A 21878-nucleotide genomic window follows, 5' to 3' on the forward strand; every position below is an offset into this window, starting at 1 on the left:
GTGTGGAGTTATTCAATGCGGAAGTGACGGCGAACACGGCGTAACAACAAAAACACCCATGGCCAAAGCACAATAGTAGTTATCACTGGGTATAAATAATTTGGTAGGAATACAACATCGCTTAAGAAACGTTGCAACCAAAAAACAACGAGGTGGTATTGCGCTGAGAGCACACCAATAATGAGTGCTTGTTGCCACACTGAGAAATTTCTAATTTTTTGAAAATTGACTACAACAATATAAACAGATAAAGCCATCGCACAAGCATGAACACCAAGCACGGAGCCGAGTAAAACATCAAGAATAAAGCCCATCACCCACGCGGTAAAAATATTGACTTTATTAGGTAACGCTAAGCACCAGTAAACCAAAACAATGAGCACCCAATCAGGGCGAAAAGCGTCAACACTCAATGGCATAGGGGTAATACTTGCCATCAATGCAATCAGCAGAGTTAGTAAAATAATAAAGCCATTATTGCTAAACATTATGATTTACCTACCACTGTTTTCTTGGTTGTCGATGGAGACTTAGGCTTAACGGGTTCGTCCTTAGAAAGTAGAAGCATATAACGTAACCGGTCAATTTGAGCGACAGGTTCACTGTAAATAGTCGCAAATTCTCGTGACTCATCGGCACGTACTAAAACAACACGGGAAACAGGATAGCCTTCTGGATACTTACCACCTAAGCCTGAAGTGACTAACAAGTCACCTTGTTTCACATCTGCACTATGGGGAACAAAATTATGAATTAGTCGATCGATTTGGCCACTGCCAGAAGCAATAAGCCTTAAGCCGTTTCGTTGAACACGAACAGGAATAGCATGAGATATATCACTTATTAAAATCACCCGGGAGCTACTGACTCCCACATGTAATATTTGCCCAACAATCCCTTTTTCATCAAGTACTGGCTGACCTTCATAAACACCATCATTGGCGCCGCGATTAATTACTACTTGGTGTGAATATGGGTCGCTATCAACGGACAATATTTCGGCAAACATTTTTTTTATCTCACCACGAACGGGTGACGAAAGTAATGACCGTAATCTTCCATTTTCTTGACGTACACTACTTAGCTGCATCATTTGTTCATGAAAGAACAGCTCATTTTCTCTAAAGTTTTGATTCTCTTCCATCAACTGCTGACGAATAACTATGTTTTCTGAAGCCCAAGTCATCATTTGCTTAGGTGCGTTAGCCATATATTGCAACGGGCTAACTAAGGATTGTAAATAACCACGTGCGGTTTCAAAACTCGCCATTTTATGGTCGAAAAAAATCAAGGCCACCGAACAGCAAAGCACCAAGATAAGTCGGTGCGCTGGGGATGTGCCTTGATTAAAAATTGGGTTCATATAAAACTACAAGCTTGAGGGATAAGGTTCTGACGCTTTAGAGAGAATATAGTTCAACAAGACAGCACCCTAACTTTCAATCAATAATTTATTCATAGCCATTTAGTTCAAGTACAAGGAAATCGCACGGAGTTGACGTTAGTCAATGAGTACTATTAACGCCGTAATTGAGCTAAATGACACAGAAGAAAAATTGATTTTATTCATAGGAAAAAAGATCGCCACCATGCATATCAATCATCTCTAATGCTTTACCGCCACCACGAGCAACACACGTAAATGGATCATCAGCAACAACAACAGGAATACCTGTCTCTTCCATTAATAAACGGTCAATGTCTTTTAATAAAGCACCACCGCCGGTTAACACCATACCTCGTTCTGAGATATCAGAAGCTAGCTCTGGTGGCGATTGCTCTAATGCCACCATAATCGCACTAACAATACCTGATAATGGCTCTTGAAGTGCTTCTAAAATTTCGTTGCTGTTTAGGGTAAAGCTACGTGGAACACCTTCAGCAAGGTTACGACCACGTACTTCAATTTCAATTAATTCTTCACCTGGGTAAGCAGAACCAATTTCATGTTTAATGCGTTCGGCTGTTGCTTCGCCAATTAAACTACCAAAATTACGACGAACATAGTTAATAATAGCTTCATCAAATTTATCACCACCAATGCGAACTGATGAAGAATAAACCACACCATTCAGTGAAATAATACCAACTTCAGTAGTACCACCGCCTATATCGACAACCATTGAACCAGTCGCTTCTGACACCGGCATACCAGCACCAATAGCGGCAGCCATTGGCTCATCAATTAAATAGACTTCACGAGCACCTGCGCCCATCGCTGATTCACGAATGGCACGACGTTCAACTTGGGTAGAGCCACAAGGAACACACACTAAAACTCTTGGACTAGGACGCAAGAAATTATTGCTATGCACTTGTTTAATAAAGTGTTGTAACATTTTTTCAGTAACAAAAAAGTTAGCAATTACGCCATCTTTCATCGGACGTATAGCTTCAATATTACCCGGCGTTCTACCTAACATAGCTTTTGCTGCAACACCTACGGCTGCAACACTTTTCGAGCCGCCAGAACGGTCTTGGCGAATAGCTACAACAGAAGGCTCGTTTAATACAATACCTTGGTCTTTTACATAAATAAGTGTATTGGCGGTACCTAAATCGATGGAAAGATCGTTAGAAAACATGCCGCGTATTTTTTTAAACATAAGCTCAAAATGTCCTGTGAAGTACTAATTAAGTAGACGCTGTCAATGTGCGAAAAGCAGATCGGATAATCATACCTTAGAATTTATCTAATGTGTTGCTTTTTTTACAATAAAAAGTAAAGAAAAAGTAAAGAAATATTCGGTAGCAGTATTCTAGAAGAATTTGCTAGAAAGACGGGAGAATAGAGCACTTTGCTTGAGGAAGAAGCGATAAAGTATTTCTATTATTACCCTTCTTCTTCCCCGCTACTCTTTTGAAGATTTATCTCATTTTATTTTCTTTTAAGTCCAGCAATTAAGTGGGCTCATTTAACGAGGAATCTCTCGTTGATAAATAATGCGATCATTACCACGGTAAATACCAAAGGTTAGAGTCGCAGTTGGGTTATTGGTGAAATCTTCATCATTATTCCAATCATACTGTAACCAAGGTGGTACCTGATATTCAAACTGTAGACTTCCTTGACGACTTTCACCTGGAGCCGAAAATAATAACGACTGGTATACGCCCTTCACAAAACTCTTATTTTCTACACTGGCATCTGTATTACTGGGCAATAAACTATCACCCGCATCAAGGTCAACTAATCGGTAGTCCCATAAATTCAGACCACCATCACCAACTTCCCCCGTAGATATTTTTGTGGCTACCTTTGGAACCTGACAATTCTCTACTTCATTATCAATAAATTTATCGTCAATAAAATGTTGAGTACGCATAGTTACTGGCAAGTTTGATGTTTCAGGACCATAACTATTGTCTAACTGCCAACGCCCAAAGCGTATTTCGACACCTTGGGTAAGTACTTTTTCCGTAGAGTCTGGTTCTGTTGATAAATTAATTGCATCAGCATCTTCTACTCTAGTCACTAGAAATGGAATTTTTGCCGGAAAAGGGGCAATTTTAGAGTGCTTAGTATGCTCATAAACAAAATCGTCTAAGGCATTAAAAGTGTAACTGACTACACCCTTTGTCGTTGTCACAACAGGTTCTTCTCCTCTGGTCATTACAGAGCTCAACATAACTTTCTCGCCAGTTACAATTGGCTCTAAACGTAGCGTTTCATCATCAGCTACTGGCTTTGTAATATCGATACCTGCTTTAAGCAACTTCATAAAACCTGACTCAGTATAGTTTTGGGTAATACCATCTTTAAGATTGTATGCGGTTATATGAATAATTGGTGCCAAAAGCTCTTTATAACTAATAGCCCCGACACTCAAGCCGCTTAGCTCTCTAGTTTGTCCTGCGTACGTCCAGTCATTGGTAATAGGATCACAACTTGAGTAATGATAGGCATTGAGAGTTCCATGACTTTCAACTGTTTGGGTAAAGTAAGCGGGGGTAAAACGACCCACGTTAGTAATCTTACCTAAAATATCTCCGGCACCAAAGTAATCATTACTAGCTAAAGTGCTATTTAATTCAATAATACCTACTTCGTCAAAACTATACTGGTTATCAAGTGAGCTAGTACTAGCATTAAAGCTATTACTTTCAATAATGTTTAACACAGGATTATTTCCTGGATTAGGGAGTAATAGATCATTATTAATAGTTATTCCTCCTCCCTCAAAGTTCTCAGCCTTAAGGGTATTTTGGTTAAAAACAACAAAATCATCTGGAATACCGTCGGGAACACTACCAGCTCCCGTTTCATCCTGGCCGTTTATCCATTGCATAGCTGTAGCAGTTAAAGTAAATGATTCTCCTGCTTTTTTAAACGGAGTACCGCCTGTGTCAATTACGCCACCAGAACTTTCTGCCAATGCTTTGCTACCATTACTGTCGTTAGAAAAATCTAATTTAATACCGAAAGGACGTTCTACAAAGGCGTTAGAACTCGCACTAAAATCTTTTATTATTTTACTGCCGTCACTATCTTCTACTTCAACATCTTTTTGTGCGTTAATAATGAATTTTCCTGCATGAGGATAATTCAAGGTAAAAATTGCCGTTGAGTCGGTACTGAAGTTTAAATCTTGTGCGGTAGCCGTTTCTGTTAAGTTATAACTATTACCATTATTGCTCAGCGATAAGAGATCTTTACAATCACCACCATCACAACTATAAGATAAATTCACCCCAACATCGGTATCATTAGGGAAAGTATTAATGCATGCACCTGTAGTAGTATTAGTTTCTACAGCCCGTAGCGACAGCGTTGTAGCATTAAAACCCTCGTTAGAGGACTTCCCTGATATTTGCATAGGTATATCACTGAAAATAAAACCACTATCTTTAAAATCAACAATACATGGTGTGCTACTAGTTTCCTTACACTCATAGGTTTGATCTAAGCTTAATTCAGCATCCCCTATAGTAGTATAAGAGTAACTTGTTGAGGTGCCATTATCCCCTGATACGGTAACCGTTTTATATGGAACATTATTAATTGATAATTGAACATCAACAGCATCTGGATTAACGGTATTACAAGATGCATCAGCACAGGCTTTGATGATAATTTGGTCAGCTTCACAAGTTATACCTTGACCATCAAGAGTGTCTATTTCGAAGTGATCAATAACGGGTTTGCTGTCGTTGCATTCGTAGTATATTTTAGCCGTATTTTTAAGTTTGAGTTCAATCCCCCCAGAAGCCGCACCGGTTAATTCAGCCTCTCCTTCTAATGAAACCTTGAACTGGGAGTAGACCAATCCCTTGATCTTAGATATTTTTTTAATATGAACCTCTTTGTAGCCATATATTATCAGTTGTTCGACTGCCCCCCCAATATTGACTTTAATATTGCCCTCAGGTGAATTCTTATCTCCAAAATCACTATGATCCTTTAAGAAGAGTCGTACCTGCCCTCCACCAACAATATTAATAGTGGTATTGGCAAAAAGTTGGAGTTTCCCAATATAGTAGTCTCCTGCTACAAGATTTATAGTTGACGTGCCCGTGCTATTTTTATCGCCATCGGTTAGCTTCTCAATCAAATACTGGTCAAAATTCGAACTAAAATTTAATGTTCCACCATTTTTCATATTAATAGTGCCAAAGTTATTTTCACCACTATCGCCAATTGTCATCGTTGTAGATACATTCAGTGTGCTATTTTCAGAACTTGCTAAAAACGCACCTAAATCTAACGTATTTGTTGGTATGCCCGTTGCCGAACAATTAGCAAAACCATTACAGGTTAAAGAGTTTCCACCTTGAAGCGTTTTTGTTGTCAGAACTCCTGTGGGATCATTGTATATAGTAGGGCTATTTTCACTCTTAATCTTTCCGTTGCTGGCATGGGTGGTTGCCCCATTGACAAATACGTTGGCACAATAACCAGTCTCTGGTGGCGTGTTTTCATACACGACGATATTACTATAAAGACTATTGCCCGTTGGGTTACTATCGTCGTCATTTACAAAAAATAGATATTGAAAATTACCTGTGTAGAATTGTCCAACTGGAATAGTAAAATGGGTTACGCCGCTACCGGAATACATATCAAAGTCGGAAATCCCCCAGTTTTGAGTGCCATGTACCTTAAAAGTCTTATCTTGGCTGATACTTAAATTATCATCAAAACCCAGACCATGAATTTCGCCTTGAGTTGTACTTTTAAAATCAAATTCGATCACTGTGTCTGTAGTCACAGTGTAAGAAAGATCGATCTTCTGCCAACGATTACCCTCAAGGTATAGACTTAAACCTGCGTCTCTAATCTCTACCGTACCTGTCTTATCTTGGCTGCTGCCGCCATAACTGGAAACGTCGTATTCCTGAATGATATTATTTGTGGACACCTGTAGCTTACTAGAGACAACCGTATATTCCACAACCAGTAACGGTGCACTACCAGACTCACCATCATATGATTCAGCAGTTCGTTGACAACTACTGCTTGTACAACCGGTACCAGGCTCAACAATTAGTACTAAATTATTATTGGCCGCCCAACCAGTACGGTCTACAATCTCTTGAATAATAGTACTAATATCAGGTGTTTGATGAAGTTCATTGGTACTATTCCATGCAGAGGGGGTCCAATTAATAGACGCTAACGTTTTTGTTCTCTTACTAATGTCCCTCTTACCATTCTTAAATTCTTTAGGGCTATCAGCATCTTCACCGGCTATAATCAGAGTAGTAGTTCCACTATCCCTCTCATCTGTTTCAAACTCAATATAGGCAGAATTGATCGTTGCCCCTTTTGGGATATCAACACTTTTGAAGCGCATACCTATTATTTGTAAACCACCAGCAAAACTATCATAACTAAATTCGAGATCAGTACTGTTTCGGTACATTTTACCATCGCTGATCAGCTCTTCAGCAGCATCATTACTAGAATTTATCCTAACCTGTTCAGTGACGCCGAACGCAGCCGGTGAGAATATGGATAAAGCCCACAGCAGGAAAACGATGAAATAGTGCAAACTTTTATTTTGAACATTCATTAATTATGGGTCCTCATTTTGTCTGCTGCGAGTAAGCTATTGAGATTGAACTATGCATCGGCACCTGTTCCGATACAGTTCCACTGCTTATAAAAATCATGTACATAAACCACGCCCTAATAAAGTTAATCTAACTTTGAAAAGTAAAGTTGGTACTAGAGAGCCACCTTGCGGTTTTGTTATGTGGGATAAATAACACAGAGCTTTATTTTTAGGCAATTGTTGAAAGGGAATACACATATTGGTGTTGGGGCTATAATTCATATGGCAGATGATAATACAAAGGTAACGCTAAGCACTTATTTTTGCAATATAAAGACTACAAATACTGAATTTTTGACAAAAAAAAGCCCCGTAGTTACGAGGCTCAGTGTCGATTTTATGTAGTCGTTCTTCTGAATATAAGGTTAGTTGAATAATCTTTTTTTACTTGCCAAAGCAATTATTCCAAATACAAAAATAATTAGTGTTGATGGTTCAGGAACAGGAACTGAAACATTTGATTTTCTTACATAAAAAGTATCATATGTGGTACCTGAAGTTGATGAGATATCAGTACGTTGTGATTTTTTATCATCAAGATTCATAGAATTTATGTCTACATCTGGGGCAAACCAGCTCCAAGTACTTTTCATATCTTTATTTAAGATATCATTATTATTGGTGACTTCATCAAACACGCTATTCCAATGAGAGAAAGCGTGAACATAAGTGTTGTTACTTTTAAATAACGATTCTATTTCTGAACCCTCTAATCCTGAAAAAATAGTTAATAGGTCCGGAATGCCATCTTGTCCCGCATAAGCCCAGCCACTATTTTCATAATATGAAGGTGCAAATAACGTATTAAAATTGTAGTCTCTATCTGTATACCATCTTTCAGTATTTACTTTTGAAGCCCAAACGACATCGTAATCAACGCCATCATAATTATGAACAATATAATCATCGGATGTTAGGGCGTTGCTATTCAACGGGAGTATTGTTGCTTGTGACACACCCATAAATAGAAAACATAGAGTAAAACTTATTTTTGAAAATAACTTAATCATTAAATACCTTAATAATGAAAAAAAACTGTATATCCTAATTAGAATGCAAAAAACGTTCCCATAATTATTTATTGTTTACTTTCATCACATTAAAAAACTACTGCTTCGGGTAGAATATCTATTGTAAAAAAATCAGACATTGTCTCTCAACAAATAAAACTATAAATTCCTAGCATTAACTTCGATCGTCCTTGAGGTCACAACACTTGCGACAGTACATTGTCCCGTACTAGTAATAGTATAATAAGTAACATCCTTAAAGAAAATGGAAGTACATTTAACCTCTACGCTACAACCCTGTAAGCCATTAATAACAGAAAAGTCCCACTCACTATTATTAGCGGGACAACTTATAGCACTAACAGAGTCACGAGGAAATATTTCACTCAACTTTCTCTGCGATCCAGTTTGAGCCGCTTGATAAGCCCTAGTGCCTAATACTTCATAAACAATCGTCTCTGCATTAGAGCTGAGCATTCTAACAAGCGCTGTTCCTAATAAAGTCATGATAACAATAATAAAAAGAGAAAGTGCTAGTGCACTACCCTTTTGCTTATTTAGCATTCCATTTTTTTTTATTGACTTAAGGGACATTTAGCACCTGTATTTCATTATTAAAGGTGACTTCTTCATTATTTTTTTCAAATAGAAAACGTATTTGTACCATGGCATTACGCTGTAAAGTTGCGGCTAGAACCTCGAATGGTGGGACAAAGGGTGGTCCTAGGTTATGAATATCCTCCGCCATCAAAGTGCCGTTTCGTGTTAACGTTTCCCCAAACAAACAATACCTAACAGTTTCACTTCTATTAGCATTGATAAAATAGATTCTTTGAGTGGGAGAATCTTCTGCAAATCGCACTGATTCATCTAGCGTAATAACCCATTCATTCCCCACTTCATTAATACTGTCAATCCCATGTATTTTATCATCATTACTTGAGGAAGCTGGGTAAACATCATTAGGCGTTAACGGGTAAACAATTGCGTTCCAATTACTACTATTACTATCGAAAGGCTCATCAAATCTAATGACCCTAATTTCATTCGTGTAACTCTCAGGTGCTACTGGTATCTCGGTATAAATAGTGCTTTCAATAATAGGAGTGAATTCTAAACATTCACCAGAATCTGTGAGCCTTAAGCTATTAGGTAGCGCGTTTCTAATGTCACGATTTAACCGTTCAATAGCAAAGCGGGCTGATGACACTAGCTGATCTCGAGCGGTTGTTTCAGTATAAATTTGTGTACCAAATTTTATAAAAGTGCTAATTGCCGTCGCTAGTACCCCTAAAATAATAATAACGGTTATCAATTCAATAAGGGTAAAACCCGAAGCGTTTTTTCTCATTAATGGCTTCATCAAAAATTAGCCCTATAGGTTGAAAAGCGCATTGAAAAATCAGTCGGCGTGGTAATGGTTACGGTAATTAACTTAGCGGTTGATATTGCATCTTCAGATATATCGGTTGGACAACTGCCATCATAGCTAGCATCGTTACAAACACTAATTCTCATTGAATAGCCGATATATAAAGGCAATAATTGCTCTTGTGAATTAACAATCTCTCCAGCGTCATAATTCAAATTATTGTAGTCATCAACATCATTAAAAGTGGATCTAGCCTCACCAATCTCCATTCCCATAGCGGTAGAGCAAGGCAGTGGAGAAGTAGCTTCTCCACATCTACGTAGCCCACCTGCCATATCTGAGTTTTGATCAAAGGCTTTGTTTTGAATTTCATTCAGCATAGATTGCGCTAATTCTGCCGCTTTTATTTGGTGTAACTGATCAGCACTTTGCTTTGATAAAGGGTAAATCAGTGTGGTCAATACAGAAAAAGAAATGGCTAATACAACAATACCCACTATTGTTTCGATTAAAGTGAAACCTTTATGCGGTAAACGAGAGTAACTAAATAGCATGAATATAGCCCTCACTATTTATTTCAATTTCTAATGACGTTTCACCTACCACTGTTAGTATTAATTCACATAAGGTATTTATATCGCCACAGCCTGAGGCTACAGGGCGCCCTAACGAAGAAAATGAAAATCGAGATAATCCACCAGAAAGGGTAAAAATGACATTATGTTTGTTAACGACAGTGACTGTGGTGGTATCTCCTGCATAGGATGCTGTGCATACCTCAGACGTAAGGGGGTCATTTTCTGTGTTTTGTAAACCTAGGCTAGAAGGGTTTGTTTCAAGTTGTATCTGTCTACACGTTGTGCCATTAGTTTGCTGCATAGAGCGAAGTTGAATTGCTTTTAACTTAGTAATTAACTCATCACGATATGTGTATTCTTCGAAACCATTAGAGGATAAAAATTTTGGCAGCACCGTTATCGCCATTATTGATATTAGAATAACAACAATAATAAGCTCTATTAAAGTGAAGCCTTTCTGACTTAAATACTTTGTTTTACAAATATTCATTGAGTATATAAAAGTCCATACAAGTTTAATTAAACACAGGGATTAACTGTTGTTATTGGCTTGCTTGTTGGTGTTGCTTGCGTATAAGTTACAATACAATCCTCTGTTTCATCAAAAGGATCTAGGCTCGCTGGGTAAATTAATAATACGGTATCTGGGGTGAGCGTAATTAAGAAGTCCTCACTATTTAAATCCAAGAGTTTTTGCCAATCAGATATAACTGGCCGAGGATAACCATAATTAACCTCTAATTCCGTTCCATCAGTTAATGTAATGGTCGGCTTAGGATTATTTGTTGAAGACAGTTTTTGATTTCCCTTAACAATAGATTTTCCATATACAAGTGCTGAAGCACCTTGCATAGCAGCCTGCACACCATACAAAGTTGAAGTTTGAGCATCTGCTTTTAAATTCATGTATTTAGGTGCTGCCGTCACAGCTAAAATACCTAAAATAACAATCACTACAACTAACTCAATTAAGGTAAAGCCTTTATTATTCATCGTGCATCTCTTTTGAACTTTAAATGTTTACTAAGCATAAATTGCGAACTAAGTAACAACAAATTCATCAAACTCATTATCAAAAAATATATCTAATATCTTACAACACTTTAGCTATAGATTGTATACTCAATCATCGCATTTTACTGCCAGTACCCATTTTGACTTTATACCCTTATTTTAAATTTTTCCTTGTCCTATATTTTCTTGTTGGAATGCACATTATTTTAGATACACCTGGTGGTGTCGGTTTATATCTTTCTTACAATGTTATTGCTTGGTTAATTACTTCTATACTCATTGCTCTGGGCCTATGGCAAATTACCCTTAATAAGAAAATTTACTATAGTAAAATGCTGCTTTGGTTGGCGCTGGGTTGCTTTTGTTTAATCGTACCGATTTTTTACAATTTTGAATTTACCGATCATGCCATTCCACGGGTACTTGCCCTAGTAGGCGGTTTTCTTTTTCTCTTTTCTCTTTATCAATTTAATCTTTCTAGGCTAGAGGCATTACAATTACTTGTTGTAATCCTTTTAGCAGTAGTTATTGAAGCATGTTTTGGCTTAGTTCAATTTTTTCTACTCGAAGAAGGTGACTGGGGCGGATACAGAATTGGTATTAGTCGTCCGCACGGGGTGTTTTTACAGCCCAATGTTATGGCGAGTTTTATGGCTACCGGTTTGGCTATTGCTTTGTTTCTTTCAGTCCAGAAGAAACTATTTAAAAATACATTAGCTATTAAATTCCTTATTATTATTAGCCTTTTTGTTAGTTCTTTTTTACTTGTTTTATTGCAGTCTCGCACTGGTTTTGTTGCTGCAATTGTTGTGATAGTACTTATTACACCTTATCTTTACCAAATAAATAAAAAAAAATTAGCTATTAACTTCGTCATCATTACACTAGCAATACTCAGTTCGATCATATGCTTAAATAACTCTAACACTCCCATTCGCGATGAGGAGAATAATAAAAGAAATATTAGTATTCGTTTTACTTTCTATACCGTGAGTATTGATATGTTCAAAGAAAAACCACTACTTGGCTACGGCTATGGTGGTTTTGAACGTAGCTTCATAGATCACTTCAATAAGTATGCTATCAAACACCCTGAAATAGGCAATACCATTACCCGTCTATCTCACCCACACAATGAAGTACTTTTCTGGGTGGTTGAAGGCGGTATTGTAGCTTTATTCGCCTTTATTTTTTTAACTATTGGGTATATCACTACTTGGCTTACCCCCCCCAAGATACAAGGCCTAGCACTATTAGCCTTAATATTCCCGATACTTTTGCATAACCAATTAGAATTTCCTTTTTATAGCTCAGTGAGCCATTGGTTAGTATTTTTGATTATGCTTTGGCTGGTCGATATATATGCACTAGCTGAAAATAAAGAGTTTAACTTTATCACTTGTCCACAAACCTTTTTAATACGGTTTTTTGCGCTGTTCATTCCAGCTATTTTTGTTCCCTTTCTATTAACTTCCCTGCATACCGCCAATATTATGGTTGAACTTGAGAAGAATACCAGCGACTTACAATCTTTAGAACGATTAAACGATATTATAAATCCAATAGCATGGCAGAGCCGTTTGGATGCTGCAGTATATGCCCACATCCTTATTAATGGCCTAAACACGCAAGATGTCCATAAACTAAAAAGCTATCTATCTTGGTCACTCAAACGGATAAAGCATAAACCTAGACCCAGTCTGTACAGAAACAGTTTACTAGTCTTGAGAGAATTAAATGAAGAAAAGGAATATCAACTATTACTCTCAGAAGCCAAGCGCACCTACCCACAAGAAACTAACTGGCAAGATAGTATTTTATCTGCAGATAAATAGCGCTAAAAATATAGCGCTAACTCGGGGAAAAGTAATAAACATAAAAAAGCCGAGCTTAGCTCGGCTTAAAATTACTTAACTATAGATAGCTAACAATTAACAGTCGTATGTATTACTTGTTATCACTGGTTTAACATTTTTATCTGTAGCTATATTATAAACTGCTTGGCACTTAGTAGGATCAGTAACACCTTTATAACTATATGTTACAGGACCAGTTTCAACCAAATCAAAATCTGCATCACTAGATGATGTATCAATATCCATCAGTAAATCGATCGAAGCTGCATCAGGATATGAAAATTTAAACGTAATATTTTGACCTGCAATACTTAAATCGCCATCAACAGTACCTTCAATTAACGCTTTAGCATGCGCCATATCTGCAGCGGAGTTAAGTGAGCCTTTAACCGCCTGTACCACAGAAGATTTAGCATCACCAGTTAGATCAATAAATTTTGGTGCAGCTGTTACCGCTAAAATACCCAGTATAACGATCACTACGACCAATTCAATTAAGGTAAAACCTTTTTGGCTTGCTTTTACATTCATACTATTTTTCATACTTCTTCCTCAATTTACGAACGAATTAAATTTGATTAGATTTAAATATTTTAGTCAATTTTACGGTTGTTTAACATTTATATAAATAATTACAGAGCTATTGGCAGGCTGATAAGTAAAGCTATTACCAACACCTGTTAAGGGTGATGGTGCAATGTAAACCCCATCACTGTCACGTGCTAATGTTTCTTTTAAGTGATAATGACACAAAGTAGAAGAGCCACTGCCAGAAACATTGGCTAAATATCGAAAACTACCATCATCATTAATATCAGTAACGCTACTGGCAAGTAACGGCGGTTGTTGTAATAAACTATTCCATACACTGATACAGTCAGCAATAGCCATAGTCTTACCGTTTATACCTGAACCACTATTAGTGCCAGTAATATAACCTGGGCTAATGGTTGGAGAGGTAGTGCGATCTTCACTGGTTAAATATACGATAGTTCCGTCATAATTAACCATATTAATACCAGCGGTATCTTTTGGACGAGCTTCGACTTCCCATTGAGCACGAGCTAATGACACGCCAGTGGCAAAGCCGCCTGCCATACCTTCTATATTTGCCTGTTTAGCTTGTTCAGTTAAATCGACAAATTTAGGAATAGCAGTTGCCGCCAAAAAGCCTAAAATTACGACTACAATTACCAGCTCAATTAAGGTAAAACCAGCTTGCTTAGTTGTGTGAACCTTTGCTTGGTCATTACTATTTCGAACAATGCGGCTGTGAATATTGCTTTGTATCATGAGATAACCTTGTTATATAAACCTACACTTTAACTTCATCATTCTACGTGTAGGTTTCAAATTCAAATATTAAACTGATCTAGCCGTGAATATTAACATTATGATTCAGAGCTATCCATATTTCAACGTAGAATAAACGTAATTACTTGTACTAACGCAAAAAATTATTATTTTGACAGGTACAAACATTACTTATGTACGATGTAAATTAATTTACCTGTTTTACTTTACCTGTTTTAATTTACCTGTTTTACTTTACCTGTATCACTACGATAATCAAAAGATTGCCCATTAGCAATACTATAACGACATAAACGCCCGTTTTTAATAGCTTTATTCTTAATTTCGATTGCTATTACTTTTGATTTTACCACGTGTAATGGCATGGCTAATGTTTGCTGCCAAATTTGATGGCAAGCCAAGCTAGCATGTTCGTTATCAACCCAGCCCATATTGTTAACGTGAATAAATTCTTTTACTTTGCTATCTAATCTATTCAGCACCACTGTACTGGGTTGTTTATCCATCAGCCATTGCCCGTGTATCACGTTAACTTTACTAGTAAAGCTTTGTGCTAAGCCGACAAAGGCGGTATTCGTTATCTTTGCTTGCTGGCTGAAAAAAACATCGATTAACAGCTTCATCATTATAGCAATTATCACGACAACGACTAAAAATTCAATAATGGAACGTTGCTTTTTCTCAGAATAGTTAGGTGTTTTTTCCATAAGTCTTTCTGCTAACCTTGCATAGCCGAGGCCATATCCCACATAGGTGTAAAAATACCCAGTGCTAACACCAGTACCATAGCTGCAACTACAACTAAGAGTAGCGGCTCAATTCTAGCCGTTAGCGTTGCCAAGTCATAATCAACTTCTCTTTCATAGTAATCACCCACCTCGGTGAGTAATTCATCAACTCGGCCTGTTTCTTCACCTACAGCCACCATTTGTAATACTAAAGGGGTAAATAAGGCACTGGCTACAGCAGAACGTAATAGGCTTTCACCACTTTCAATACCTTGACGCATGGAAGAGATCTTTTCCTGCATGTAACTATTATCAACGGCCTCAGCCACTAATGTTAACCCGGTGGTCATGGGTACGCCTGCTTTTAACACGATGGCAAAACTATGAGAGAAACGCGCTAATATTGAGCGTTCGATAATGCTACCGATTATGGGTATTTTTATCTTACGTCTATCCCACTGGTATCGCCCTTTCTTCGTTTTTAGCGACTCTTTAATCATAATTAAAAGCACAAAAATGCCAAGTAACATGAGGTGCCAATAATTTATAAATAAGTTTGAACTAGCAATAATAAATCGCGTGGCCGGTGGTAACTCAGCCCCTAAACGAGTGAACATATCTGCAAACGTTGGAATTACAAAAATATTTAGAATAACCAGGGCTGCCGAAATCGCAATGAGTACCATGCTAGGGTAGCGCAATGCCGCTTTAATACGTTTACGGGTATCTAATTCACGCTCAAGATAAGTGGTTAGCTTTAAAAAAGCCTGATCTAATTGACCAGTATTTTCGCCCACGTGGACTAATGAAACAAAAAGGTGGTCGAAAATTTTAGGATGATTATTTAGTGCTGAAGAAAAGGTATAACCACCTTCAAGTTGCTTTCCTATATCCGTTAATGCCTTTTTGAGTGAGGTTGAATTCGCCGATTCAACCATGCCATTAATCGCCCGCAATATAGGTACACCTGAACGCATTAATGCATACATCTGTCGACAAAAGACGATCAACTCTTCTAATGAAACTCGTCCATTATTGAGTAACTCAAAGACGTCAGTACTCGCAGCATTACCACCTGTTTTCGATGCGGTAATAGAAATAGGAGTAATACCCTTTTTAAATAATTTTTCTGCGGCAACATCTACATTGGCAGCATCGATGCTGTCTTTTACTTGGCTACCGTTGGCATTTCGCCCTGTATATTTAAATGACGCCATAAAACTCTCGATGCTCTAACATACGTTACTTGCTTAAATGTCTATTTAGCTGATTAATTAATATCAATAGTTTCAACTAAACGTAATACTTCTTCGACCGTAGTAACACCTGTTGCCGCGTAATCGAACGCTGCTTTTGCTAGTGGTGTGAAACTGGGGTTTTCTTTAGATAGTTTAGCAAATAATTCACTATCATTACGCTTTAAAGCAGCCATCATGCCTTCATTCATTTCAAGTATTTCAAAAACACCAATTCGACCTTTATAGCCGGAATAGTGGCAGGTTTGGCAACCTTTACCTTGCATAAATTGAGTGCTTTTCGCCCGCTCGCCAGCTAAATTCGTCAGCCAAAATAGTTCTTGTTCATCCGCTTGATATTCAATAGCACATGAGTCACAAACTCTCCGGACAAGTCGTTGAGCTATCACAGCGCGCAGTGCACTGCCCACTAAAAATCCAGCGGCGCCCATATCAATCAAGCGTAAAGCACTTGTGATAGCATCGTTGGTATGCAATGTAGATAAAACTAGATGACCAGTAATTGCACCTCGCAAGCCAATTTCAACCGTTTCTTGATCACGCATTTCACCAACCATCATAATGTCTGGATCTTGACGAAGTGCTGTTCGTAAAACGCTAGAAAAAGTCAAATTAATCTTAGTATTAATCTGTACTTGATTAATTCGAGGTAAGCGATACTCAACAGGATCTTCCACTGTGATGATTTTTTTACTGGCTTCATTTAGTTCACTTAAAGCAGCATATAATGTCGTAGTTTTACCACTACCTGTTGGCCCTGTAACCAAAACCATTCCATGTGGGCGATGAATTTGTAAACGTATTCGTTTAACAATATCTGCCGGCATCCCTGTTTGCTCTAGTGATAACAGACCCGCAGATTGGTCCAATAATCGCATTACAACTGATTCGCCATATTGAACAGGCATAGTAGACATACGAACATCAATGTTATGACCACTAATATCTAAATTGAAACGACCATCTTGTGGAATACGCTTTTCTGAAATATCAAGACCCGCCATCAATTTAAGACGTAACACCATGGCAGAAGCTATTTTATTTTCTTTGAGGATTTTTTCTTGTAAGACACCATCGATACGTTGACGAATACGTAACTGATGTTCTTCTGGTTCAATATGAATATCTGAAGCGCGCATTTGCACTGCATCTTCAAATACTGATTGCAATAACTTACCTACGGTAGCATCACCACCTTCATCAAGAAAGGTGGTTGCAAGGTCAAAACTAGATGATTCTTCATATTCTTCTTCTAGTTGACTAGCAAAAGACTCAATCTCAGCCGTACGACGGTATAAACTATCGAAAGCATCAAAAATCTGAGACTCCATCACTACCGCAAGCTCAATACGTTTAGGCGATAACATTCGCTCTAACTGATCTAAGCCACTTAAATCAGCAGGATCACTCATCCCTAATAATACTGAAGCGCCTCTATCTTCGATAATAAGAGCTCTTAAGCGCCTAGCATGAACTTCTGGCAGTAAGCTGGCAACAGCAGGTAATATTTTATATTGAGAAATATCCATAAATGGCACATGTAGCTGCTGTGCCAAAAACTCTAATAACTGTCTTTCAGATAAGTAATTTAGCTCAATTAAGGTATCACCGAGTTTACGACCCGTTTGCTTTTGACTAGATAACGCTTGCATGAGTTGATCATTGGAAATGATATCTTTATCAACCAATAAGTCACCTAAACGCATATTTAATTTGGGAGCTGCCATAATCTGTCCTACTGTCCTATTACTTGTAAGCGTTGTTTTACAAAGTTTTCTGAAGAAACTGATAAATCATTTTTTGTTAATGCTTTTTTATAGGCCATACTGGCCAACTCAAACTGGCTATTTTTATCGTACAAAACAGCTAAACCTAATGGCCAACGGCCTATATCCGGTTTCATCACTATTAACATTTTATACGCATCAACGGCTATTTTATTTTCTTGAGCTTGCTGTGCGGTATTTGCCAGCATGACTTGGTATTGCTCATCTTTTAATTGAGCAAGAGGCTTTAACGTATTCAACGCCGCCTTGAATTGTCCTTGCTTCAAATGAATGCGTGCTTTCATTTGACGTAAGCTGCTGTCTTTACCATCTATGGCAATGCCTTGGGATAACAAATTCACGGCATCTTGATAAGCTTGTCGGCCAAACCATAAAGCAGCCAACTTTTTACGCGTTTGACTATCACTTGGCCTGATAATGACCACATCTTCTAGTAGTTTTTCAGCCTTCTCGATTTGCTTAGCCGCTAATGCTTTTTCAGCGAGGGTTAATTTTTGTTCTGCTAGCTCATCCGCCGACAATTGACGTCGTGATACCGACATTCTATTTACTTTTGGCTCAGGTTTAGATTTGACGATATCAACAACGTCATGGCTATGGCCTGAGCTATCCCCCGAATGACTATGAGTATCGGCTATAACGTCAGCTTTTTTTGCTGGCGTTACTTGGCTATCGCTATTATTTACCAAAGGCTTTGCCGCTATTGCTTCTGTAGCTGCCTCAGCACGATTATTCGACAATAATTTTACATCACTTGATTCAATGCTTTGGCCATTTACCGGCACTCTTTTTTGTTGAACATCAACTTTGGAGACTTGTACGTTTATTGGTGTATTGTGAGCTTTATTTTCGTTGCTGTTTATTTTATTGAACGTATTTACTTGGTTATTTTTTGCTGAAACACTTTCAATTACAGTAGCACGATTAGTTATCTGTTCAGCTTTTAAAGCGTTATTTTCACTAATTAATTGCCAAATATAAAAACTAATAAAACAGACAGTTAATACACAAATACCGGTAACAACAGCAATTTTAATTGGTGATTGGACAACAGGGGTATTGCCTGACTGTGTAGAGAGGGCATTAGACTCAGGACTGCGTTGTTCGAGATCCTTCAACATCTGATTGATAACACTCATAACTTAGCCACCCAGACATAATAAGCTAGCAACAAAACGCTTACTCCTCCTAAAAGTGAAAAAGCCAACAAGCTTATTTTTGAGCTTTGTTCGATACTTTCAGTATCCTTTACTGCGGCTTTAAGTAATTTTATCGTCATTTTGTAATGTCCTTGACCATAAGCAAGCATCAGCATTTTGTGGCACAAAACATTGACTAACCGTGGAACACCTTTGCTAACGCGAGCGATATTTTGGCATATCCTTACAGGAAAAAGCTCTGCTCCTTTATACCCGGCTACTTGTAATCTATGTTGAATATATTGCTGTACTTCCAGTGCATTCATTGGTCTTAATTTATAAGCAAAAGTAATACGTTGTCTCAATTGTCTAAATTCTGTTTTGGCTAAACGTACATCAAGCTCTGGCTGTGCAAACAACACTACTTGTAATAACTTACGTGTTTCTGTCTCTAAATTAGTAAACAGTCTTAATGCTTCTAAGCTATCTTCGGGCAGTGCCTGTGCTTCATCAAGTATCAACACTACCGAATGTCCCTGACTATGTAACTCTAACAAACGTGTTTGAATGCGCTGAGTAAGTAATTGAACTGACATGCGTTGTGCTTGTTTAACGCCAAGTTCTACAGCAACAGCTCGCCTTAATTCATCAGGATTTAGATAAGGATTTGGGATGTACGCCGTAACAAAGTGATCAGGTATTTCATTAAGCAGTTTACGACACAATAAGGTCTTACCCGTACCTACTTCACCAACAACTTTAATGAACCCTTCCCCTGTTTGCAGTGCTGTTGATAGCACCGCTAACGCTTCATCATGCATAGCCATTGGCAGATAAAAGTTTGTATTAGGGGTTAAGGTAAAAGGTAACTCGCCTAAGCCAAAATGATATAAGTACATAGAAAATCGACTCAGTGAACTAACTAAGCTAAGTAAAACAAAAAAGCCTTACGCTTATTCGCCATTGCCAGCTGCATTTTGTTCAGCCACTTGGCAAACATCATGTTCTGTTGCATATTCTGCATTCGCACATTGAGTTTGGCACTCTTGTGTTAGTTTACCCTCATCTGATAACTCACATGCTTCGATCTCTTCTGGAAACCATTTTGTTAACAAGCTTCGTGCATCTTGTAATTGGTTTTTCCAAGTATCTTGGCCAACAACAATAGGTTTTAGCATGATAACTAATTCACGTTTTTGTGACTTTTGCGACTTGTTCTTAAATAATTCACCAAGATAAGGGATATCACCTAATATCGGTGTTTTAGATTCTATATCAATATTATAGGTTTCAATTAAACCACCAATAACGACTACTTCACCTGAATTAGCACGGATAATGGTATCTGATTCTCGAACGCTACTTTGTGCAAGAGGCAATATCAGTAGTTCGCTACCAATTTGAATAGTTTTGTTTTGCTCTTCAGTAATAGTCACGGAAGGATGAACATGTAAGATAACACTGCCGTCTTTACTAATTTGTGGTGTGACGTCTAATGCGATGCCTGAGAAAAATGGGGTTAATTCAACCTCTGGTGTTGTCGTTGTTGAAGTGCCTGTCGTTGTCGTGCTAGAAACTTCAGTAACAAAATACTCATCCTCACCTACTTTAATAACCGCTTTTTGGTTATTAGTGGCGGTAATTCGTGGGCTTGAAAGTACCTGAACATTACCTTGTGTTTGTAAAAGTTCAATAACACCTGAAAAATCACTACCACTGGTTTGTTTACTAAACGCCATGGTATTAACACCGCCAATGGTATTTGAAATAACATTACCTACAACATTACCTGTGGTTGAGTAAACAATGTCAGCACTACCTACTTGATCAAGCACTTTGTTCCACTTAATCCCCTGTTGAAAATCATCATTAAGGGTCACTTCCATTATTTTTGCTTCAATAATTACTTGGCGATGCAAATGACTTTCAGTAGCTGCTATAAACTTCTTAACCGCGGTAAGTTCTTGAGGTAATGCACGCACAGTCACTAAACCTGCTTGTGGTGAAACAATCACCGAACGACCTTCCCCGGTACCAACGAAAGCGGTTAATGATTCTTTCAACTCATCCCAGAAATTAGACTCATTTTCGGTATATAAGTTGATACCGCTATTTTGGTTACTTGAGCCATTATTACCATTTTGGCTGTTATTCCCACCATTATTACTATTACTGTTATTACCGTTACTACTATTGCCGTTACTACTATTACCACTGTTAGGATCGTTTTCAGAAACGCCACCAGAATTGATGGTAGTACTAGATGAACCAAAACGTTTTAGAAATAAGTAATTTAACGCAATCGTCTCAGTACGTATGCCAGGAGGGAAAACTTTGACAATATTGCCTCGGCGAATAATTTCATAACCATATACATCTTCAACAACAGTTAATGCCTCTGATAACGTAACATTATTCAAGCTTAAAGATATTTGACCAGTTACATCTGGGTGAATAACTACGTTATAACGTGAGCCTCTAACAATAGCTTGAAAAAAGTCTTTTGCATCAACTTCTGTCGCAGAGACCTCCAAGCGTTTTTCAGCCAACATGCCCTGCTTAGCCTGATCCATGTTGTTTAACATTAGCTCTTGCTGTACTGAATTTGGCACTTGCGTTAACGCTTTCGGTCCATTTAAACGTTTAGTTTCTTTTATCGCCGCATCTAAATCTTCTTTTAAATCAACAGCATCATTAGGCACTGATTGACAGCCTACTAAGGCAAAGAATAGCGCTGACAAAGCAATGTTTAATTTTAGTTTTTTCATA

The 21878-nt window shown here is 37.8% G+C and carries 19 protein-coding genes; 1 reads left to right on the forward strand and 18 read right to left on the reverse strand.

Annotation, left to right across the window (positions count from 1 at the left end):
- Nucleotides 1-8: 8 nt before the first annotated feature.
- From mreD to ESZ36_RS23040, 10 genes are all read right to left on the reverse strand, one after another.
- Entirely contained in the window at nt 9-488 is a 480-nt protein-coding gene (mreD, locus tag ESZ36_RS03120; RefSeq protein ID WP_146783441.1) for a rod shape-determining protein MreD, read from the reverse strand.
- Nucleotides 488-1363 carry a rod shape-determining protein MreC gene (gene mreC / locus ESZ36_RS03125; RefSeq protein WP_146783444.1) on the reverse strand — a complete coding sequence of 292 codons (876 nt, stop codon included), beginning with the start codon at nt 1361-1363 and terminating at the stop codon, nt 488-490. The genes mreD and mreC overlap by 1 nt, the downstream gene beginning before the upstream one ends.
- 199 nt (nt 1364-1562) lie before the next feature.
- On the reverse strand, nt 1563-2606 hold the full coding sequence (locus ESZ36_RS03130) for a rod shape-determining protein (RefSeq protein ID WP_146783447.1): 1044 nt from the start codon (nt 2604-2606) through the stop codon (nt 1563-1565).
- A 309-nt stretch (nt 2607-2915) separates the two neighbouring features.
- Complete coding sequence (locus ESZ36_RS03135; RefSeq protein WP_146783450.1) at nt 2916-7013, reverse strand: DUF6701 domain-containing protein; 4098 nt, start codon at nt 7011-7013, stop codon at nt 2916-2918.
- A 407-nt stretch (nt 7014-7420) separates the two neighbouring features.
- Entirely contained in the window at nt 7421-8065 is a 645-nt protein-coding gene (locus ESZ36_RS03140) for a PEP-CTERM sorting domain-containing protein (RefSeq protein WP_146783453.1), read from the reverse strand.
- A 159-nt stretch (nt 8066-8224) separates the two neighbouring features.
- Nucleotides 8225-8659: a pilus assembly PilX N-terminal domain-containing protein gene (locus ESZ36_RS03145; protein ID WP_146783456.1), complete on the reverse strand. Its 435-nt coding sequence runs from the start codon at nt 8657-8659 to the stop codon at nt 8225-8227.
- Entirely contained in the window at nt 8649-9416 is a 768-nt protein-coding gene (locus tag ESZ36_RS03150) for a PilW family protein (RefSeq protein ID WP_170235767.1), read from the reverse strand. Before ESZ36_RS03150 ends, ESZ36_RS03145 begins: the two co-directional genes overlap by 11 nt.
- 11 nt (nt 9417-9427) lie before the next feature.
- Complete coding sequence (locus ESZ36_RS03155; RefSeq protein WP_146783462.1) at nt 9428-9991, reverse strand: type IV pilus modification PilV family protein; 564 nt, start codon at nt 9989-9991, stop codon at nt 9428-9430.
- Nucleotides 9981-10505 (reverse strand): prepilin-type N-terminal cleavage/methylation domain-containing protein, encoded by a 525-nt coding sequence (locus tag ESZ36_RS03160; RefSeq protein ID WP_146783464.1) that lies wholly within the window; start codon nt 10503-10505, stop codon nt 9981-9983. Before ESZ36_RS03160 ends, ESZ36_RS03155 begins: the two co-directional genes overlap by 11 nt.
- Before the next feature lie 29 nt (nt 10506-10534).
- Nucleotides 10535-11008 carry a type II secretion system protein gene (locus tag ESZ36_RS23040; RefSeq protein WP_146783467.1) on the reverse strand — a complete coding sequence of 158 codons (474 nt, stop codon included), beginning with the start codon at nt 11006-11008 and terminating at the stop codon, nt 10535-10537.
- Nucleotides 11009-11223: 215 nt separating this feature from the next.
- On the opposite strand from ESZ36_RS23040, the gene ESZ36_RS03170 reads away from it, so the two are divergent.
- On the forward strand, nt 11224-12864 hold the full coding sequence (locus ESZ36_RS03170) for a PglL family O-oligosaccharyltransferase (RefSeq protein ID WP_146783470.1): 1641 nt from the start codon (nt 11224-11226) through the stop codon (nt 12862-12864).
- 96 nt (nt 12865-12960) lie between these two features.
- Here the strand turns inward: ESZ36_RS03170 and ESZ36_RS23045 are convergent, their stop codons facing one another.
- The 8 genes from ESZ36_RS23045 to mshL form a co-directional block, all read right to left on the reverse strand.
- On the reverse strand, nt 12961-13428 hold the full coding sequence (locus tag ESZ36_RS23045) for a type II secretion system protein (protein WP_146783473.1): 468 nt from the start codon (nt 13426-13428) through the stop codon (nt 12961-12963).
- Nucleotides 13429-13488: 60 nt separating this feature from the next.
- Nucleotides 13489-14178 (reverse strand): type II secretion system protein, encoded by a 690-nt coding sequence (locus tag ESZ36_RS03180; RefSeq protein WP_146783476.1) that lies wholly within the window; start codon nt 14176-14178, stop codon nt 13489-13491.
- A 236-nt stretch (nt 14179-14414) separates the two neighbouring features.
- Nucleotides 14415-14906, reverse strand: a complete 492-nt coding sequence (locus tag ESZ36_RS03185; RefSeq protein ID WP_146783479.1) for a hypothetical protein — start codon at nt 14904-14906, stop codon at nt 14415-14417.
- Between the two features lie 11 nt (nt 14907-14917).
- Nucleotides 14918-16144 carry a type II secretion system F family protein gene (locus tag ESZ36_RS03190; protein ID WP_146783482.1) on the reverse strand — a complete coding sequence of 409 codons (1227 nt, stop codon included), beginning with the start codon at nt 16142-16144 and terminating at the stop codon, nt 14918-14920.
- A 53-nt stretch (nt 16145-16197) separates the two neighbouring features.
- The gene (locus ESZ36_RS03195) at nt 16198-17910 is read right to left on the reverse strand and encodes a GspE/PulE family protein (protein WP_146783485.1); all 1713 of its coding nucleotides are present in this window, start codon (nt 17908-17910) and stop codon (nt 16198-16200) included.
- A gap of 8 nt (nt 17911-17918) precedes the next feature.
- On the reverse strand, nt 17919-19109 hold the full coding sequence (locus tag ESZ36_RS03200; RefSeq protein ID WP_146783488.1) for a tetratricopeptide repeat protein: 1191 nt from the start codon (nt 19107-19109) through the stop codon (nt 17919-17921).
- A complete protein-coding gene (locus ESZ36_RS03205) occupies nt 19106-20008 on the reverse strand; it encodes an ExeA family protein (RefSeq protein ID WP_146783491.1) in 903 nt (300 codons plus the stop codon). The genes ESZ36_RS03200 and ESZ36_RS03205 overlap by 4 nt, the downstream gene beginning before the upstream one ends.
- 54 nt (nt 20009-20062) lie before the next feature.
- Nucleotides 20063-21877, reverse strand: a complete 1815-nt coding sequence (mshL, locus tag ESZ36_RS03210) for a pilus (MSHA type) biogenesis protein MshL (protein WP_246128970.1) — start codon at nt 21875-21877, stop codon at nt 20063-20065.
- Between the last annotated feature and the right edge of the window lies 1 nt (nt 21878).

It is taken from the genome of Colwellia demingiae, from assembly GCF_007954275.1.
In the GTDB taxonomy this organism is placed as follows: Bacteria; Pseudomonadota; Gammaproteobacteria; order Enterobacterales; family Alteromonadaceae; genus Colwellia; species Colwellia demingiae.

Excerpts from the sequence above, each read along its gene's own strand:
- mreD (WP_146783441.1), bottom strand. The coding sequence starts at position 488 with ATGTTTAGCAATAATGGCTTTATTATTTTACTAACTCTGCTGATTGCA.
- mreC (WP_146783444.1), bottom strand. The coding sequence starts at position 1,363 with ATGAACCCAATTTTTAATCAAGGCACATCCCCAGCGCACCGACTTATC.
- ESZ36_RS03130 (WP_146783447.1), bottom strand. The coding sequence starts at position 2,606 with ATGTTTAAAAAAATACGCGGCATGTTTTCTAACGATCTTTCCATCGAT.
- ESZ36_RS03135 (WP_146783450.1), bottom strand. The coding sequence starts at position 7,013 with ATGAATGTTCAAAATAAAAGTTTGCACTATTTCATCGTTTTCCTGCTG.
- ESZ36_RS03140 (WP_146783453.1), bottom strand. The coding sequence starts at position 8,065 with ATGATTAAGTTATTTTCAAAAATAAGTTTTACTCTATGTTTTCTATTT.
- ESZ36_RS03145 (WP_146783456.1), bottom strand. The coding sequence starts at position 8,659 with ATGTCCCTTAAGTCAATAAAAAAAAATGGAATGCTAAATAAGCAAAAG.
- ESZ36_RS03150 (WP_170235767.1), bottom strand. The coding sequence starts at position 9,416 with ATGAGAAAAAACGCTTCGGGTTTTACCCTTATTGAATTGATAACCGTT.
- ESZ36_RS03155 (WP_146783462.1), bottom strand. The coding sequence starts at position 9,991 with ATGCTATTTAGTTACTCTCGTTTACCGCATAAAGGTTTCACTTTAATC.
- ESZ36_RS03160 (WP_146783464.1), bottom strand. The coding sequence starts at position 10,505 with ATGAATATTTGTAAAACAAAGTATTTAAGTCAGAAAGGCTTCACTTTA.
- ESZ36_RS23040 (WP_146783467.1), bottom strand. The coding sequence starts at position 11,008 with ATGAATAATAAAGGCTTTACCTTAATTGAGTTAGTTGTAGTGATTGTT.
- ESZ36_RS03170 (WP_146783470.1), top strand. The coding sequence starts at position 11,224 with ATGCACATTATTTTAGATACACCTGGTGGTGTCGGTTTATATCTTTCT.
- ESZ36_RS23045 (WP_146783473.1), bottom strand. The coding sequence starts at position 13,428 with ATGAAAAATAGTATGAATGTAAAAGCAAGCCAAAAAGGTTTTACCTTA.
- ESZ36_RS03180 (WP_146783476.1), bottom strand. The coding sequence starts at position 14,178 with ATGATACAAAGCAATATTCACAGCCGCATTGTTCGAAATAGTAATGAC.
- ESZ36_RS03185 (WP_146783479.1), bottom strand. The coding sequence starts at position 14,906 with ATGGAAAAAACACCTAACTATTCTGAGAAAAAGCAACGTTCCATTATT.
- ESZ36_RS03190 (WP_146783482.1), bottom strand. The coding sequence starts at position 16,144 with ATGGCGTCATTTAAATATACAGGGCGAAATGCCAACGGTAGCCAAGTA.
- ESZ36_RS03195 (WP_146783485.1), bottom strand. The coding sequence starts at position 17,910 with ATGGCAGCTCCCAAATTAAATATGCGTTTAGGTGACTTATTGGTTGAT.
- ESZ36_RS03200 (WP_146783488.1), bottom strand. The coding sequence starts at position 19,109 with ATGAGTGTTATCAATCAGATGTTGAAGGATCTCGAACAACGCAGTCCT.
- ESZ36_RS03205 (WP_146783491.1), bottom strand. The coding sequence starts at position 20,008 with ATGTACTTATATCATTTTGGCTTAGGCGAGTTACCTTTTACCTTAACC.
- mshL (WP_246128970.1), bottom strand. The coding sequence starts at position 21,877 with ATGAAAAAACTAAAATTAAACATTGCTTTGTCAGCGCTATTCTTTGCC.